The organism is Sphingorhabdus sp. (assembly GCF_041737645.1).
GTDB lineage: Bacteria > Pseudomonadota > Alphaproteobacteria > Sphingomonadales > Sphingomonadaceae > Sphingorhabdus_B.
The window spans coordinates 14,235-30,027 of the sequence record NZ_JBGSRI010000062.1; the positions used below are offsets into that span (position 1 = coordinate 14,235).

Below are 15,793 nucleotides of genomic sequence, written 5' to 3' on the forward strand. Positions count from 1 at the left end.
GTCGCGACTTGCATCGACAGGACCCAATGATGGATAATTTGCGCGGATTTGAGCCATTTGGATCGGACTATAACGCCGACTTGCCTGGCTATGACGTCTTCGAACAAGAAGATGCCGCCATCGAAGCGCCGCCGGTGGTTTCAACTGACGAACGGCGTATGCAAGTGCGCGCCTACAATTTTTGGACCGCGCAACTGCACGACAAAAACTATCCGTCGATTGAAGAACTCGATCCATCTGCTGTCGAGGATTTCCGCGATTACAGCGTATTGCTGGATTTCACTTCGGGCATCGAAAACCCTTCAATCGAATTTCTGGGTGACAAATTGCGATCCGAATGCGGGTTGGGCGATGAAGTCACTTATCTTGACGAAGTGCCAAGCCGTTCGCTGCTATCGCGCATCACCGATCACTATCTTCAGATTATCGCCAACCGCGCGCCGATTGGTTTTGAAGCGGAATTCGTGAATGATCGCGGCGTTAACATCATGTACCGTGGCATTTTGCTGCCCTATTCGTCGGACGACGACACCATTGATTTCATTTACGGTGTCATCAACTGGAAAGAAGCTATGTCTTCCGATTTAGCGGCGCCGCTACAGTTGGAAGTGGAACAGGCCTTGGCCGCTGCACCACCCCGACAGGAACATGTCCCTGTTTGGGCGGATGGTCCAACGACGGGACATCTTGAAGAAGAGCCTGAAGTTGAAGAGTTGGAATTGGGAGAAGAATTCGCCTTTATAGAAGCGCAACCCGACGAAAATTCATCGCTCGCCGATTGGCTGGATGCCGCCCGACAAAGCGCGGACAGCGCACATGATGCCGACCTGCGTACCCGCGAAGCTTTATATCAGGCAATCGGTCGCGCCCATGATTTTGCCTTGGTAGCAGCAAAAAACCCTTTGGATTATTCAGACTTGCTCTCGGATGCAGGGCTTGTCGCACAGGATCGTGCTCCGTTTACGCCGATTGTGAAGCTGGTTTTTGGCGTAGGCTATGATAAAACCCGCCTGACCGAATTTGCGACCGCCCTGCAATTTGCGGATCGCAATGCCATTCCGATGGGTGGTCTTGCAGATATTCTTGGGAAATATGACGGCGGCCTGAAAGGCATTATCGCGGCTGAACGCCGCGCCAAGAAAGTTGCCGCTGGCCAGCATGTGGCTGCAGTGCCCGTCGACCCTCGCTTGCGTTTACGAACCGCAAGAACCCGCGACCTGAGCGAATTTTCCGGAGCAGGCGAGGAATTCATCTTACTTGTGGCGCGCCGCGATGCCGACGGCACCGTTGCAATTGTGGGCGCTGTAGAGACTGATGCGGCGTTGACAGAAAAGGCTTTGCGTAAAACCTCCGTCTGACTTGTCTCGCGTGCGATAAGTCCGTAACGCTGCGGTCCAATGACTGACAGCCTCGCCCTGCAATATGCAAAGAAACTGATCGAATGCGAAAGCATCACCCCGGCCACAGGTGCGGTGTTTGATGCGCTAGAGGGGATGTTGACGCCACTTGGTTTCACCGTCCATCGGTTCATCGCGGGCGACGGGGACGAAAATCCCGCACATGGCGCTCCCGTCGAAAATCTTTTCGCTATCCGCAAAAACGCCGGTCGCCATTTTGCCTTCGCCGGACATCTTGACGTCGTGCCACCAGGCGACGGATGGCATACCGACCCATTTGTTCCGGAGATTCGGGGTGACTTGCTGTACGGCCGTGGCGCCGTTGATATGAAGGGCAGTATTGCAGCCTTTGTCGCCGCACTGCACGATCTACCCGCCGAAGCAGGCACCATCAGTCTGATCATCACTGGCGATGAAGAAGGCCCGGCAATTTACGGCACCCGCGCGCTGATAGACCATATGCACTCGCACCAATCCATTCCCGATGCATGCCTAGTCGGTGAACCTACCAGCGTTCATCGATTGGGTGATATGATGAAGGTTGGGCGGCGGGGGTCTGTTAATATGTGGGTCAACTTTGCTGGAACCCAGGGCCATGTCGCTTACCCGCATCTTGCCGACAATCCGATCCCGAGACTTGTCGCATTATTGGCACATATCGAAGCCATTCACCTCGATGACGGCACGGACTGGTTCCAGCCCAGCAATATAGAAATCACCGATATCAGCGTCGGCAACAAAGCGACAAACGTCATCCCAGCCAAGGCCGGAGCACGGCTGTCGATCCGTTTCAACGATTTGCAGCAAGGTGAGGCACTGGTCGAGCGCATAGGTGCGCTGGTGGAGGCAGGCGGCGGAACCTTGACCGCAATGATTTCCGGCGAGGCATTTTTGACACCACCGGGGGAATTATCAGCGGCAATTTCCGAAGCGGTCGAAGTTGTCACTGGCATCACACCTGAACCATCTACGACCGGCGGGACATCCGATGCCCGGTTCCTGACAAAAATTTGCCCCGTTGTGGAATTTGGCCTGTGCAACGCGACCATGCACAAGCTGGATGAGGCAGTTGCCATTGCCGACCTCGACGCATTGACCGAGATCTATCAAAGGGTTGTGATCAAAATGTTGGCGGCGTGACCCATCGGAATGCAGGCCTAGCTCTTTAAGACAATATATAGCGCCCCGGTGCCACCATGCCTCGGATGCGCGTTGCGAACCGCCGAAATATGGCGTGCATGACGTGATGCCGCCAGCCAGTCACGCACCACCGAAGCAATTGCGCCGCGTCCCTCACCCGAAGCGCGATCATGCGCGCGCGGCTTGCCGGTGACCAGCAGGATCACCTTGAATTTCTGCGCGACCGACTGTTCCAAAGCGCCGTCCAGTCGCGCATAAGCGCGCGACAGGTTGGCATCATGCAAATCAATGCTGATATCGGGAACAATGCCGCCCCGGTTTATCCGCCGATCCCAATGCCCATCCAGATTTTGGTGTGGCGGCGGCGCTTTTGGCTCGCTTTGTATATTGGGGGTAGCAACTTTAACAGCCGCCGCCTTGGACGGCAGCCGCCCCGGTGGATTAGGGGCAGGCTTTGCAGGCGGCGTTGCGGCTTTGGTATCTGCTTTCGGTTTGACAATATGCAGTGGCCTGACCGTATCGATCACCTTGCCCCAAAGCATCTTTTCATGTGTATCCAGCCGCCGCGCCATAGCACGGCCTAAAGCCCAAGCCGCGCCACTGCAGATTTCGGCAAGAAAATAAGAGCTGCCCCGCGCGCGGCCATGCCGCCTGCGATTGCCTTGGCACGGTCTCCTGCGCCCCAAAAAGTGTCGATCCGGTTGGCTCCTTTAATAGCGCCGCCCGTGTCTTGTGCAATCCAGATGCCGTTTGGTTCGGCGCGATCCATCGACAACCATATAGGCGCGCCTAACGGGATGAACTTGATATCAACTGCCACGCTGGCTTCGCCCACCACCGGATAGCCCATTGCACCCAAGGGTCCTGCTCCGGTCGATTCGCGGAAGAAAATGAAGCTTTTGTTTTCCTGCATGATTTTGCGCCCTGCGTCCGGGTTGGCGCGCAGATAGGCAACAATGCCTTGCATCGACCCATCGGTAATCAGACCGCGGTCCTTCATCAGCCGTCCAATGCCCGTATAACTGCGGCCATTCTGGGTTTCATACCCAATCCGCATGACACTGCCATCGGGTAGTTTGAGACGTCCCGAACCTTGAATTTGCAAAAAGAAGAAATCGACAACATCGCGTGCATAAGCGATTTCGAGTCCACGCCCGGCGAGGGCACCGCCTTCGATAGCGGCACGGTCATCATATTGAACAAATTTGGTGCCGTTCACCTTGCCGCGAATATTTTTGCCTTTCAGATCGTCTGAAAAAGCACCCAAATCGACATCGACCAGATCCGTTGGCCGTTTATATACCGGAACTTCACATCCGGCCTGCCGTGTCCGGCACCCTTCAATTTCGGGTTCAAAATATCCGGTAGCAAAAGCTTTGCCATCGCCCACCTGCACCGCATCCATATAGGCGGCAAAGAATGATATCGCATCGCCTGTCCAGGTTTTAACTGCATCGCAGGCAGCGACCCAATCCCCGCCTTGGGAAAGTCCGCTGGTATCATTGCGGCGCACAAGCCCGGGACAGCTCGTGCGAAAACTGTCCATTGCCAACTTCGCCTTGCGCCGATCCACCGTCAATGCGCCGATTTCCGGACCTCGCACCACGCCCAATGTTGCCGCAGTAGTACCATCGCCTGCAACGGCCGCGGCGGGCAATGTTGCCTCTGCTGTGGCGGGTACCGGCTTTGCCGGCTTTTCATTTATGGGGCGTTCCGGCGCGGTCGGCGGCGAAATTCCTCCGTTGGGAATGATGCTTCCCGAACAGCCTGATAGAATTGTCAAAGACAAAGCGAGAATGATAGCAGCGCGTTTCATCGCGCCGGTGAATCAGACCGAGTCGGTTTCGTCAAGCTTCCAATTGCGGTCGCCTGATTTTACATCACGCATAAATGTCCAGATATCGTGGGTTTCCACCGCATCAGTCATTGAACCACCAATGATATTGCCATCGGCGTCCTTCACCAAAGAGGCGATATCTGCGTCGAAGCGAATGGTAACCCGCGCCATCGGATTATCGAAACTCGCATCTACAACGCGCACTTCTTCGATGCGGACCAGACGGTTTTCCAAAGTTTCGCTCCGTGCGACGCGGCCATCAATTGCTTCGGCAAAACTGGAATACACATCGTCATCGCACAAAAAGCGCAAAGCTTCCTTGTCGCCTTTCCAATATGCTTCGAGCACCATCTTGTAGGCCGATTTCGAACCTTCAATGAAAAGACCAAGGTCAAAGCTGCGATCGGCATTCGCGATCGAACGGACGCCGCTTTGCGCGGCTACTTCCACGGCGTCATTATCACCTTTTGGCAGCGCGGAACCCGAATCACCGGGGAGAAGCGGTTGGCGCAATATAGGCGGAGTGGTGTCGATAGGCTGACGCGCGACAGGTTCCTGTTCATGCCCGGTGCGTTTTCCCAGCACCGAATACAGGCGTAAACCCAGAAAAGCAGCAACAAGAGCCAGCAATACGATAGTGAAAGTCACAACGCCTCCATGCGCGAAAAACGTGGACGAATGGTTATCGCTGAACCCAAAACATTTGATTTCAGCTCCGCCCTAGCGTGCATATAAGCATTATACGGGATAGTTTCAAAGGGCTTTACCTAAAGAAACTTGCAATCCACGATATCGCAACACAGTGATTGCCCTTTTTTCATGCCCCTGCTAGGCGCTGCACCCAATTGTCGACGTATATTTGGCGTCGCAAATCAACTTTAGCATTACAACAAGAAAGCACGACATCCCATGGCCGAAGAAGCAGGCACCATCGTTTCTGAAAATGTAAAAGCCAATGGCGAAGACACGGCCCCTGCGGTTGGTATGTTGAGCCAGTATATCAAAGATCTCTCGGTCGAAAACCCGCACGCGCCGCACAGCCTGCAATGGGACGCCCAGCCACAGATTGATGTACAAGTGAATATCCAGGTCGATGCAATCAACGACGAAATTCACGAAGTTGGACTAAAGCTGTCGGTTAAAGCCGAAAGCGACAATGGCGTCCATTTCTCGGTTGAACTTGAATATGGAACGCTTTTCGGTCTGCGTAACGTGCCCGACGAACAGGCCCATCCATTCCTGTTTGGCGAAGCACCGCGTTTGATGTTTCCATTTGCCCGCCGCGTCGTTGCCGATGCTGTAAGAGACGCTGGCTATCCGCCATTGGTTTTGGAACCCATTGATTTCAACGCCCTCTATATCCAGCAAATCGCCCAGGCCCAGGAAATGGCGGAAACACAACCCGCTGGCGAAGCTTGATCTCACTGTTCCTTCGATGAGGATCGCAGCAGCGTGAACTTGCTCAAATCAACCGGTATAATCGGCGGCATGACGTTGATAAGCCGGATTTTCGGTTTTGCACGCGACATGATGCTTTCACGCATTTTAGGTGCAGGTGCAGCGGGTGACGCGTGGCAATTGGCTTTTCAATTGCCCAACATTTTTCGCAGACTTTTCGCAGAAGGCGCATTTTCTGCCGCTTTTGTTCCGTTGTTCAACCGCAAAATTGCAGATGAAGAGCAAGGGGAGAGTAACGCCGCGCACAATTTTGCAATGGACGTACTTTCCGTCTTTGTGCCCGTATTGTTGTTGTTTTCCGCAATTATGATGCTCGCAATGCCCGGGTTCATCTGGCTGATTGACGATTTCGGGCAAGGTGGACGGACCAGCGACTTTTCGATCGCGCTGGCCAGAATTACTTTCCCTTATCTTGCGTTGATTAGCGTCACGACATTGTTCGCCGCAATTTTGAACTCGCTTAGCAAATTTGCAGCGGCCGCATTCGCGCCGGTTTTGTTAAACCTGTGCATGATAAGTGCGCTACTTCTCGCTCTCTGGAGCGACGGCGGGTCAGACCCGGAGCAAGCCGCTTATCTTCTGGCATTTTCGGTATCGTTAGCTGGCTTGGCGCAAATGATCTGGCTTGGATACTGGGCGCGCAAAGCCGGGTTCAGGCTGACCATCGGCAAGCCGAAACTCACCAATGACGTTCGCCAGCTTGGCGTTCTGATTTTACCGGCCATTTTCGGCGCAGGCATTTATCAAATAAGCCGGTTCATCGACCTGTTTTTTCTGGGCAGGCTGGAAGAAGGCTCATTTGTATTCCTTGCATTGGCGGACCGGCTGAACCAGTTGCCATTGGGAATTATTGGCATTGCCCTTGGCACTGCGATCCTACCTGCGCTTTCACGCTTCATCGCGCAAAATGATGACGGCGGGGCGCAACGTGTTCAAAGCAATGCAATCGAACTTGGACTTTTGCTGACCGTACCGGCGGCAGTCGGACTTTACTTTGCGGCCCATCCTTTGGTGAGCGCCTTTTACTTTGGCGGTAAATTTGGTGCCGATGATGTCACCAGCACCGCTTCAGTCGTGGCAATGCTCGTCATTGGGCTGCCTGCTTATGTGCTGGTAAAAGTACTCACTCCCGGTTTCTTTGCCCGCCGCGATACCAAAACACCCGTTTACACAGCCGGTGCATCGTTGATTATAAATATCGTGCTCAATATCATTCTAATCCCCCGGATGGGCGTTGCGGGATTGGCGCTGGCAGGTGCCACAGCGGCCTGGGTAAATTGCGCTATGCTATATGCCGTTCTGCATCGCCGTGGGCATTTCAATGTCGAGGCGGATCTGCTTTCACGAATTGGGCGCATTTTTATTTCGGCGGCGGCGATGGGCGCGGCAATCTATTTTATCACGCCTTACGGTTCGGCATATTACGCAGCAGGCGCCCTAATGCGCGTGGCCAGCATCTTGGCTCTGGTCAGTGTTGGTGCCGTGGTGTATTTTGGCCTTGCATGGACAACAGGCGCAATTGACCGCAGCAAAATCGAAATGTTGACCCGCAAGCAAGCGGTTAAGTAGGAAAAAAATATGCGTGTCGTTTCCGGAATTCAGCCGACCGGCAATCTTCATCTCGGTAATTATCTGGGCGCAATCCGTAACTGGGTAAAAATGCAGGACGAGATGGAGTGCCTGTATTTTCTCGCTGATTTACATGCATTATCTATGCCGCACGACCCGGCTGCGCTGACCGCGAATACCCGCGAAATGGCGGCTGCTTTGATTGCCTGCGGGCTGGATATCAATAAGGCGATATTGTTTAATCAGGCGAAAGTCCCTGCCCATTCAGAACTGCAATGGCTTTTGAATGGCACTGCCCGCATGGGCTGGCTGAACCGGATGACCCAGTTCAAGGACAAATCGGGCAAGAACCGCGAAGGCGCGAGCATTGCCTTGTTCACTTACCCCGTCCTGCAGGCCGCCGACGTCCTGTTATATCAGGCGACTCATGTGCCGGTGGGCGAAGACCAGAAACAGCACCTCGAACTTGCCCGCGATATCGCGCAGAAATTCAACAATGACTTTGGCAATGGTGTGGAGATATTTACGCTGCCCGACCCGATCATTCCGAAGGCCACTGCGCGCATCATGTCCCTGCGCGACGGCAATGCCAAGATGTCGAAATCCGATCCGAGCGATATGAGCCGCATCAATCTGGTCGATGACGCCGAGTTGATCTTGTCCAAGATTAAAAAGGCAAAGACCGATGCGGAACCCCTGCCATCCGAAGCGGGGGGATTGGATGGCCGGCCCGAGGCTCAAAATCTTGTCGGCATATATGCGGCCTTTGCCGAACAGTCTGTCGATGCGACGCTACAACAATTTGGCGGGCAAGGATTTGGGGCCTTCAAACCGGCGCTTGCAGATTTGGTCATTGAAAAATTCCGGCCAATTTCCGAACGTTTCAACGCGCTCAGGGACGATCACGAACAAATCGATGCAGCGCTTGCAAAAGGCGCGGCAAAAGCGCGGGAATTGGCTGCCCCTACATTGACGGCAGCCTATAGTGCGTTGGGTCTATTGCGCTAAACAGATATCTGCGTGAAACTGGCCGCTGTTAAACAACGGTTCATCGACATCACGACATGATATCGAATTAACGACTGGGGTTAGAGTCGAGGAGATGAACATGAAAAAATTTGCGTCGCTATTATGTGTTTCTGCCGCAATGCTGACATTGAACGCTTGTGCTACCCCCTTTAAGGCAGATGTGTCCCGTTTTCAGGAACTGCCCGCCGCACAAGGCCAATCATTTGCGGTTCGTGCAGCGGACCCCGCATTTGCCGGTGGCATCGAATTTGACCAATATGCCTCGCTGGTGGCAAGCGAATTGGAAAGCATCGGCTATACGCCTGCTGCACCTGGAACTAGCGCCGACATGACGGTCACTTTGGGCTATGGCGTTGACGCAGGAAAAGAACGGACGATTGTTCGACAAGATCCGTTTTACGATCCTTATTGGGGCTTCGGCAGATCCTACCGCCCCTACGTGGTTCGCACCAGCCGTGGCCATCGGTATGTTGTCGGCTATTACGATCCGTTTCTGTTCAGCGGCTTCAACCGGCCTTATGATGTCGACAGCTTTACTGTTTACACCGCCAACATCGACATGAAAATCGACCGTGCAGTTGACGGCAAGCGCTTGTTCGAAGGCAAGGCAGAGGCGAAGTCGCGGTCAAACAAACTGCCGTATCTTGTGCCAAATCTGGTCGAGGCAATGTTTACCGGATTTCCCGGCAACAGCGGCGAAACGGTTCGGATATCGGTCGCACCAGAAGAAAAGAAATAAATCCTTGGCCTGGGGTCGCGGCTTAAACCCCGCACCCCAGGTCGGTTTTCCCATAAGCGGCGCCTTCACCTCGCGTTGGCGTGATGGCGGCGTAAAGGTCGGTTGACGGTAGTGTACCGTCTCTCCCGATTGCGAAACCTTTGCGGCGAAACACGTCGATGACCTTGGCGGGCGGATCGGCAAAATACACCGATTGCGCTTCATAATGCTGTGCGATTGCGGTAATGGACAGGCCTTCAAACGACCGCTGCAATTTCACATAAGTGCTTTTGCCTTCCACTGAAGCATAAGCTTTGTCGCGTGCCGCTTCATCTGCAAACTCTCGGCTTTCCAACTCCGTCCATTGGGCCCGCAGACGCGCGCCTATCTTGGCAAACTCGGCGTCCAGTTCATTACCAAAACTGCAACTTTGCGGATTGAAGCTGATCGTCATGGGCTTCCCGCCCAACCGCGCGAGTATTCCTGCTCCATCGGCCAGATATCCGACACCACCTTTGGATATTTTGACTTCGACATAATTATTTGCGGTCAATCCAAACAGGGTAAGCGATGTGCCGGCCTTCACTCTGTCGAGCAACCCGCCCGCCGGATCCGGCTGCGTCCAGATGTCGGTCGCCTGGTCCGTTATCCAGATTTTGTTACCTAGTTCTTTGGCGATAGTTGGCGGCTGGGTTTCCGATAGATTGATATCCGCAATATAGCCTTTCCCGTCCGCCAGTTCGAACCAGCTGCTGGTCCCGTCCATCCCCATTTTCAACGTGCCGGTAACAGCGCTCCCCCGCGGCAACTTGCCTAATATCACGCTGTCCTCAGTCGTCGGACGGTCCCGAATGTTTACTTCGGTAACGGCAAACAACTGCCGTGAGGCGGCGTATTGTGCCTCCGATTTCGCAATACCGGAATCCGGTTGATCGCCGGACGATCTAAAGTCATCAGCCAGGAAAAGCCAGAAGTAGACGATAGCAATAACCAGAAATGCCACGAGCGCGATAACCGGCCGCTTCCATGAACGGACTTGCCCTTCTTGAGCTCGCTTGGTTTTATCCCGCATCGATATGCTCGCTTCCTACGGTGCTCCGGACGCCCCCGAAATCGTCAGTCGAATCGTGGCAAACCTGTGGATAAGCTGTCGAATGCCTGCTGAAAAGCGGTGTTTAAGCTGACAACAAAATCTTACGCTTCCAATTGCCGCAGCAATGCCCGCACGTCATTGTCCATATCACTGTCTTGTTTCCGCAAATCTTCAACCAGCCGCACGGCGTGAATGACGGTCGAGTGATCCCGTCCACCAAATTTACGTCCAATTTCGGGATAGCTGCGCGGTGTCATCACCTTGGCAAGATACATCGCAACCTGACGTGGGCGAACAACCGCCCGTGCCCGGCGTTTTGAAGACATTTCGCTTCGGTCGATACGATAATATTCGCAAACAGCACGCTGGATTTCATCAATCGTGATCCGGCGACGGCAGGCGCTGAGAATATCTTTCAATTGCTCTTCAGCCAATGTCCGCGTCACAGGCTTGCCGGTCAACTGGGCATAAGCCAGCAGCTTGTTCAGGCCACCTTCCAGCTCGCGGACGTTGCGGCTGATGGTGCGGGCCAAAAACTCGACCACATCTTCACCCACTTGCGCGTCGGGCATTTGCGCCAGACGTTGCTGCAGTATCAGGCGGCGCAGTTCGAGATCGGCAGGCTGTATGTCGGCAACCAGACCCATCGAAAGTCTAGACAATATGCGTTGATCGACACCATCCAACGCTTGCGGCGCCCGATCAGCGGCGACAACCAGGCGCTTGCCTGCGCCAATGATGGCGTCAATCGTGTGCAAGAATTCTTCCTGCGTCGACACTTTGCCAATGATGAATTGGATATCATCGATCAGCAACACATCGACAGCGCGAAGCCTTGCCTTGAATTCCATAACTTCCTTGCGCCGCATCGCGGTCACAAATTCCATCATGAATTTTTCGGCCGACATATAAATGATCTGTGCGTCGGGATTCACCTCGGCATAAGCATGGCCGATGGCGTGCATCAAATGGGTCTTGCCCTGACCCGTTGCGGCTTGCAGGTAAAGCGGATTGAACAAGGGCTTGTCCAAGGCCGCTACCCGCTCTGCCGCACTATGCGCCAGAACATTGGTTTGGCCTTTCACAAAATTTGCAAATGTCATCCGCGGATCAAGTGCAGAGCGGACAGGCAGAATTTCAGCCATATGCTGCGCCGCAGGTCGTTCTGTGACACCCGACGAACGCAACATTTCAACGCGCGCGGCACCCGGACGGGTACGGATCTTGAGTTGTTTGACGCTTTTGTTGGTGGACGTCCACGCCAGGCGGAGCCTATCGGCATAATGGTCTGCTACCCAGCTGGCCGAAAAATCGGATGGCAAAAGCAGTTCGAGCGTTCCGGTCAGGTCACAAAAGTCGCCCAATGCAATCGATCTAATCCACTGGCCATAGATTTGCGCCCCCAGATCACGCCGTAATCCGGAAGAAATAATCTGCCAATCCGCTTCAAACCGCGCCGTCAATGCACTAACGGACTGGCCGTCAGCGGATTGACTGGAATTGCCCTGCGATACAAAATTGTCACCGGTCACCTTTTTGCAAACCCCCTCTTTTCCACCCCTCTCCATCAACGAGAAACCGCGAACTATCCGCCTTTGCATCAAGCCACAGAAATGGGATGCCCATTTGTTGCCAAATGAAGCCCTATCTGCGTCCAAATCTCGATGTGAGGCACTGCTCGACTGTCGTCACGCGATGCTGGAAATAAGTTCTTAGACGCGCACAAACGAGTCGAGCAAGGGGTCGGCTGCAAAAAAAGTGAAATAAATGCTGTTGACTCTGTGCAAGCCAAGCAAAAGCGTAAATTTATTTTTAACTCTTTGTTAAACTGTTTTTTTACACAGCGAAGGATATTTGACTCGCCCGAATCGCAGGAAATCCAAGCATTATGTCTGCGGCGACTCTGGAAAAGAAAAACCCGCCACAAACAGGGCGGGTTTAGTCGTCTTGACCGGAGCAACCCGGATCACAAAAATACTATTAGGCGATAGTGCCGACAGCCTTTGTTAAACGGCCAAATTTGCGCGATGCGGTGTTCTTGTGCAGAACCCCCTTCGAAACGCCACGGGCCAATTCAGGTTGCGCCGCAGCCAATGCTTCGGTCGCGGCCGCTTTGTCGCCTGCTTCGATTGCCGATTCTACTTTCTTGACGAAAGTACGGATGCGGCTGACGCGAGCGCCATTAACTTCGGTGCGACGCGCGTTGCGACGGATACGCTTTTTTGCTTGCGGCGTATTGGCCATTTTAGTCCTCAAATTTCGTTAGATGACGGAACGCATTTTGCAATGCTAGCCCGTTGAAGGAGCCGCCCTTAGCGGTGGCTTTCAGATTCGTCAACCTTCAAAAGCCGCAAATTTGCACGCTATCGCTGGCATTTCGCGTAATAAAACGTCGAACGACCCGAATCAATCCGGCGTTTTACGGGCGCGCCGCACATACAGGCTTGGCCTTCACGGCCGTAAACCCGCCAATCCTTTGCGAAATATCCCAGCTCGCCATCTGGAGCGGCAAAATCGCGCAACGTCGATCCACCGACCGCTATCGCAGCCGTCAGAACTTCCTTTATGGCAGTTACCAGTCGTTCCAGCCGGGGCCGACTGACCTTGGCTGCCGCGATAGCCGGAGAAATGCCTGACATATGCAGCGCCTCGCACACATAGATGTTGCCCAAACCTGCAACAATATTCTGGTTGAGCAACATCGCCTTGATGGGGGCTGCGCGACCCTCAAGTGCCGTTTGCAACACGGAGGCATCGAAATCGTCCGATAACGGCTCAGGCCCCATTCCGACAAACGCTTTGAAACTGCCTATGTGTGCCGATGGCATGATATCGAGCGAGCCGAAACGGCGCGGGTCGTTCAACGCGGTCAACCGTCCGCTGTGGGTTTCAAGGACAAAATGATCGTGCTTCTCCATTTCCGACGGATCGACCCGCCACCGTCCCGACATACCCAAATGGAATATCAGCACGTCATCACGGTCGGTATAGATCAACCCGTATTTTGCGCGCCGGCCAAGATTGGTGACCCGCGCGCCGGTAAGACGTTGACGAAGATCGACAGGCATCGGCCATCTCAGGTCCGCCCGAAATGCCTCGGCCCGCGCAATGACCTCTCCGTCGAGTATCTTTCGCAATCCGGCAACCGTGGTTTCAACTTCGGGTAGTTCTGGCATGCGAATCCGCTAGCGACGTGCGCGGCACTTGGCTAGAGGCTGGAGTATGACTAAAACCACATCCTTTGGCTATGAACAGGTTAGCCCAGAAGAGAAAACCGCCCGCGTCGGCGGCGTGTTTTCCAATGTTGCCCGCAAATACGACATTATGAACGATGCCATGTCGGGCGGATTGCACCGTCTATGGAAAGATACGTTCGTCCGCCGGGTGAAACCACAATCGGGCGAAGACATTCTCGATATGGCAGGTGGCACCGGCGACATTGCGTTTCGCATGGAAAAATCGGGCGCTCAGGTCACTGTGTCCGATATCAATGAAGATATGTTGGACGTCGGGATGGACAGGGCCATGAAGCGTGGCATCGACAGCCTGATCTGGTCCCCGCAAAATGCAGAAACGCTTACTTTTCCCGACCGTCATTTCGACGCCTATACGATCGCTTTTGGTATTCGCAATGTCACCGACATTCCCGCCGCCTTAAAAGAAGCGCACCGCGTGCTGCGTTATGGCGGGCGTTTTTTCTGCCTGGAATTTTCAACCGTGGAATGGCCCGGCCTTGCACAGGTTTATGATGTCTATTCCGAAAAGCTGGTGCCCAAGCTTGGGAAAGCGATTGCCGGTGATGAAGATAGTTACCGTTATCTGGTCGAGTCGATTCGACGTTTCCCCGATATGCAGAATTTCAAACGCATGATTGGTGAAGCGGGCTTTGTCCAAACCAAAGTCGAACCGATCATGGGCGGATTGGTCGCCATCCATAGCGGATGGAAGGTATAAAAATGCGTTTTGCGAAATCCCCACTCCCATATGCCGGAGTGTTCCGACGAACATGACCCGCCCGGCGACCCACATTCTCCGCCTTCTGAAATGGGGGCGTATCCTTGCAAGGCATGGCGCGCTGCGCGCTATCGAGGCAGATCGCAACACACCGTCACAAGTCAAGCGCTTGTGCCGGATTGCGCGGCTGGGCACAATCCAGCCAAAGGTGCCGGATTATGCGGGCGCTTTTCGCGCCATCGGTCCGGCCGCGATCAAGCTTGGGCAGACATTGGCCACACGGCCGGACATCATCGGGGTCGAAGCCGCGCACAACCTGCTGACCTTGCAGGACCAGTTACCGCCGGCACCGTTTGAAGCTGTTTTCGCCGAAATCGACACCAGTTTGAACAAGCCGGCGGCGGAATTATTCGAATATATCGATCCCGTTGCCGTCGGTGCCGCATCAATAGCGCAAGTTCATCGCGCCCGTACGACGGACGGAAGGGACGTTGCTGTCAAAATATTGCGTCCGGGTATTCGCGAACAATTTGCCCGCGATATCGAAACCTACGAATGGGCAGCGGCGCATCTGGAGGCGTTGGGCGGGGAAGCGGCCCGGCTTCGTCCGCAATTGGTTATCGCGAATCTCAAGCGCTGGACCTTGCGTGAACTTGACCTTCGTCGCGAGGCTGCGAGTGCGTCCGAACTTAAGGACGCAATGGTTGCGGTCGAAGGCTATACTATTCCCACAATCGATTGGGACCGCACATCAGGTCGCGTTTTGACGCTGGAGTGGGTGGACGGGGTCAAGATTTCCGACATAGCGGCGTTGGACGCAGCGGGGCATGATCTTAAGAAACTGGCCGAGAAACTTGTACTTACTTTTTTGCGTCAGGCCATTTCCGAAGGCTTTTTCCACGCAGATATGCATCAGGGCAATTTGTTCGTCAGGGCCGATGGAACCATTGTTGCCATCGACTTTGGTATCATGGGGCGCATCAACCGCCAGGCCCGGTTTTGGCTTGCCGAGATTCTCTATGGCCTGACCACCGGAAATTATAAGCGGGTGGCAGAGATTCATTTTGAGGCACAATATGTGCCAAGCTATCATAATGTGGATGAATTCGCGACCGCCCTGCGCGCGGTCGGCGAACCGACGCGGGGTAAGCCGGTCAGTGAATTGTCCGTCGGGCAGATGCTCGACAGCCTGTTTGCCATAACCCGTGACTTTGACATGCAAACCCAGCCGCACTTGTTGCTGTTGCAGAAAACGATGGTGATGGTCGAAGGCATTGCGACATCATTGAACCCGGGCATCAATATGTGGGATGTCGCAGCGCCTTTTGTCCGCGACTGGATACGGGGCGAACTGGGGCCCGAAGCAATGCTCGCCGACAGCATCAAGAAGCAGGCAGATACGCTTAAGATGATCCCCGACATCATCCGCCGCCTTGATGACCAATTGCCCCGCAAAGGTGGTGCGCCGGAAGCACCGCCTGTGCCCCATGTGGAATTGATTTGGGAACGGCGCAACGAGAGCAACGGCTGGCGCTCTTTTGCGCTCGCAGTGATGGCAGCCGCGGCTGGCGCTGCGGCAATGTGGACGTTAGGATAGC

15 protein-coding genes are annotated in these 15,793 nt (G+C 54.3%); 8 read left to right on the forward strand and 7 right to left on the reverse strand.

Annotated features, from left to right (window positions below; genetic code table 11):
• Positions 1 to 26 precede the first annotated feature (26 nt).
• Together ACEW72_RS11690 and dapE are read left to right on the forward strand one after the other, a co-directional pair.
• Positions 27 to 1,358 carry a hypothetical protein gene (locus tag ACEW72_RS11690; RefSeq protein ID WP_373476562.1) on the forward strand — a complete coding sequence of 444 codons (1,332 nt, stop codon included), beginning with the start codon at positions 27 to 29 and terminating at the stop codon, positions 1,356 to 1,358.
• A 39-nt stretch (positions 1,359 to 1,397) separates the two neighbouring features.
• Positions 1,398 to 2,537, forward strand: a complete 1,140-nt coding sequence (gene dapE, locus ACEW72_RS11695; protein WP_373476563.1) for a succinyl-diaminopimelate desuccinylase — start codon at positions 1,398 to 1,400, stop codon at positions 2,535 to 2,537.
• A gap of 17 nt (positions 2,538 to 2,554) precedes the next feature.
• Here the strand turns inward: dapE and ACEW72_RS11700 are convergent, their stop codons facing one another.
• The 3 genes from ACEW72_RS11700 to ACEW72_RS11710 are packed head-to-tail and all read right to left on the reverse strand — an operon-like array spanning position 2,555 to position 5,022.
• Positions 2,555 to 3,109, reverse strand: a complete 555-nt coding sequence (locus ACEW72_RS11700) for a Smr/MutS family protein (protein WP_373476564.1) — start codon at positions 3,107 to 3,109, stop codon at positions 2,555 to 2,557.
• Between the two features lie 8 nt (positions 3,110 to 3,117).
• A complete protein-coding gene (locus ACEW72_RS11705) occupies positions 3,118 to 4,353 on the reverse strand; it encodes a murein transglycosylase A (protein WP_373476565.1) in 1,236 nt (411 codons plus the stop codon).
• 12 nt (positions 4,354 to 4,365) lie between these two features.
• Complete coding sequence (locus ACEW72_RS11710) at positions 4,366 to 5,022, reverse strand: Tim44/TimA family putative adaptor protein (protein ID WP_373476566.1); 657 nt, start codon at positions 5,020 to 5,022, stop codon at positions 4,366 to 4,368.
• A gap of 261 nt (positions 5,023 to 5,283) precedes the next feature.
• Here ACEW72_RS11710 and secB point away from each other — a divergent pair, with 261 nt between their 5' ends.
• The 4 genes from secB to ACEW72_RS11730 all read left to right on the forward strand — a co-directional run bounded on the left by secB (position 5,284) and on the right by ACEW72_RS11730 (position 9,169).
• Positions 5,284 to 5,793 (forward strand): protein-export chaperone SecB, encoded by a 510-nt coding sequence (gene secB / locus ACEW72_RS11715; RefSeq protein ID WP_373476567.1) that lies wholly within the window; start codon positions 5,284 to 5,286, stop codon positions 5,791 to 5,793.
• Positions 5,794 to 5,826: 33 nt separating this feature from the next.
• The gene (gene murJ / locus ACEW72_RS11720; protein ID WP_373476568.1) at positions 5,827 to 7,401 is read left to right on the forward strand and encodes a murein biosynthesis integral membrane protein MurJ; all 1,575 of its coding nucleotides are present in this window, start codon (positions 5,827 to 5,829) and stop codon (positions 7,399 to 7,401) included.
• Positions 7,402 to 7,410: 9 nt separating this feature from the next.
• A complete protein-coding gene (gene trpS, locus ACEW72_RS11725) occupies positions 7,411 to 8,409 on the forward strand; it encodes a tryptophan--tRNA ligase (protein ID WP_373476569.1) in 999 nt (332 codons plus the stop codon).
• Positions 8,410 to 8,509: 100 nt separating this feature from the next.
• The gene (locus ACEW72_RS11730) at positions 8,510 to 9,169 is read left to right on the forward strand and encodes a DUF4136 domain-containing protein (protein ID WP_373476570.1); all 660 of its coding nucleotides are present in this window, start codon (positions 8,510 to 8,512) and stop codon (positions 9,167 to 9,169) included.
• Positions 9,170 to 9,191: 22 nt separating this feature from the next.
• Here the strand turns inward: ACEW72_RS11730 and ACEW72_RS11735 are convergent, their stop codons facing one another.
• From ACEW72_RS11735 to mutM, 4 genes are all read right to left on the reverse strand, one after another.
• A complete protein-coding gene (locus ACEW72_RS11735; RefSeq protein ID WP_373476571.1) occupies positions 9,192 to 10,220 on the reverse strand; it encodes a hypothetical protein in 1,029 nt (342 codons plus the stop codon).
• A 122-nt stretch (positions 10,221 to 10,342) separates the two neighbouring features.
• Positions 10,343 to 11,773: a chromosomal replication initiator protein DnaA gene (dnaA, locus tag ACEW72_RS11740; RefSeq protein ID WP_373476572.1), complete on the reverse strand. Its 1,431-nt coding sequence runs from the start codon at positions 11,771 to 11,773 to the stop codon at positions 10,343 to 10,345.
• Positions 11,774 to 12,221: 448 nt separating this feature from the next.
• Positions 12,222 to 12,485, reverse strand: coding sequence for a 30S ribosomal protein S20 (gene rpsT / locus ACEW72_RS11745; RefSeq protein ID WP_373476595.1), 264 nt, complete (start codon positions 12,483 to 12,485; stop codon positions 12,222 to 12,224).
• A 119-nt stretch (positions 12,486 to 12,604) separates the two neighbouring features.
• On the reverse strand, positions 12,605 to 13,417 hold the full coding sequence (gene mutM, locus ACEW72_RS11750; RefSeq protein WP_373476573.1) for a bifunctional DNA-formamidopyrimidine glycosylase/DNA-(apurinic or apyrimidinic site) lyase: 813 nt from the start codon (positions 13,415 to 13,417) through the stop codon (positions 12,605 to 12,607).
• A 46-nt stretch (positions 13,418 to 13,463) separates the two neighbouring features.
• On the opposite strand from mutM, the gene ACEW72_RS11755 reads away from it, so the two are divergent.
• Positions 13,464 to 14,195 (forward strand): class I SAM-dependent methyltransferase, encoded by a 732-nt coding sequence (locus ACEW72_RS11755; RefSeq protein ID WP_373476574.1) that lies wholly within the window; start codon positions 13,464 to 13,466, stop codon positions 14,193 to 14,195.
• 52 nt (positions 14,196 to 14,247) lie between these two features.
• Positions 14,248 to 15,792 (forward strand): 2-polyprenylphenol 6-hydroxylase, encoded by a 1,545-nt coding sequence (gene ubiB, locus ACEW72_RS11760; protein WP_373476575.1) that lies wholly within the window; start codon positions 14,248 to 14,250, stop codon positions 15,790 to 15,792.
• Position 15,793: the final 1 nt, after the last annotated feature.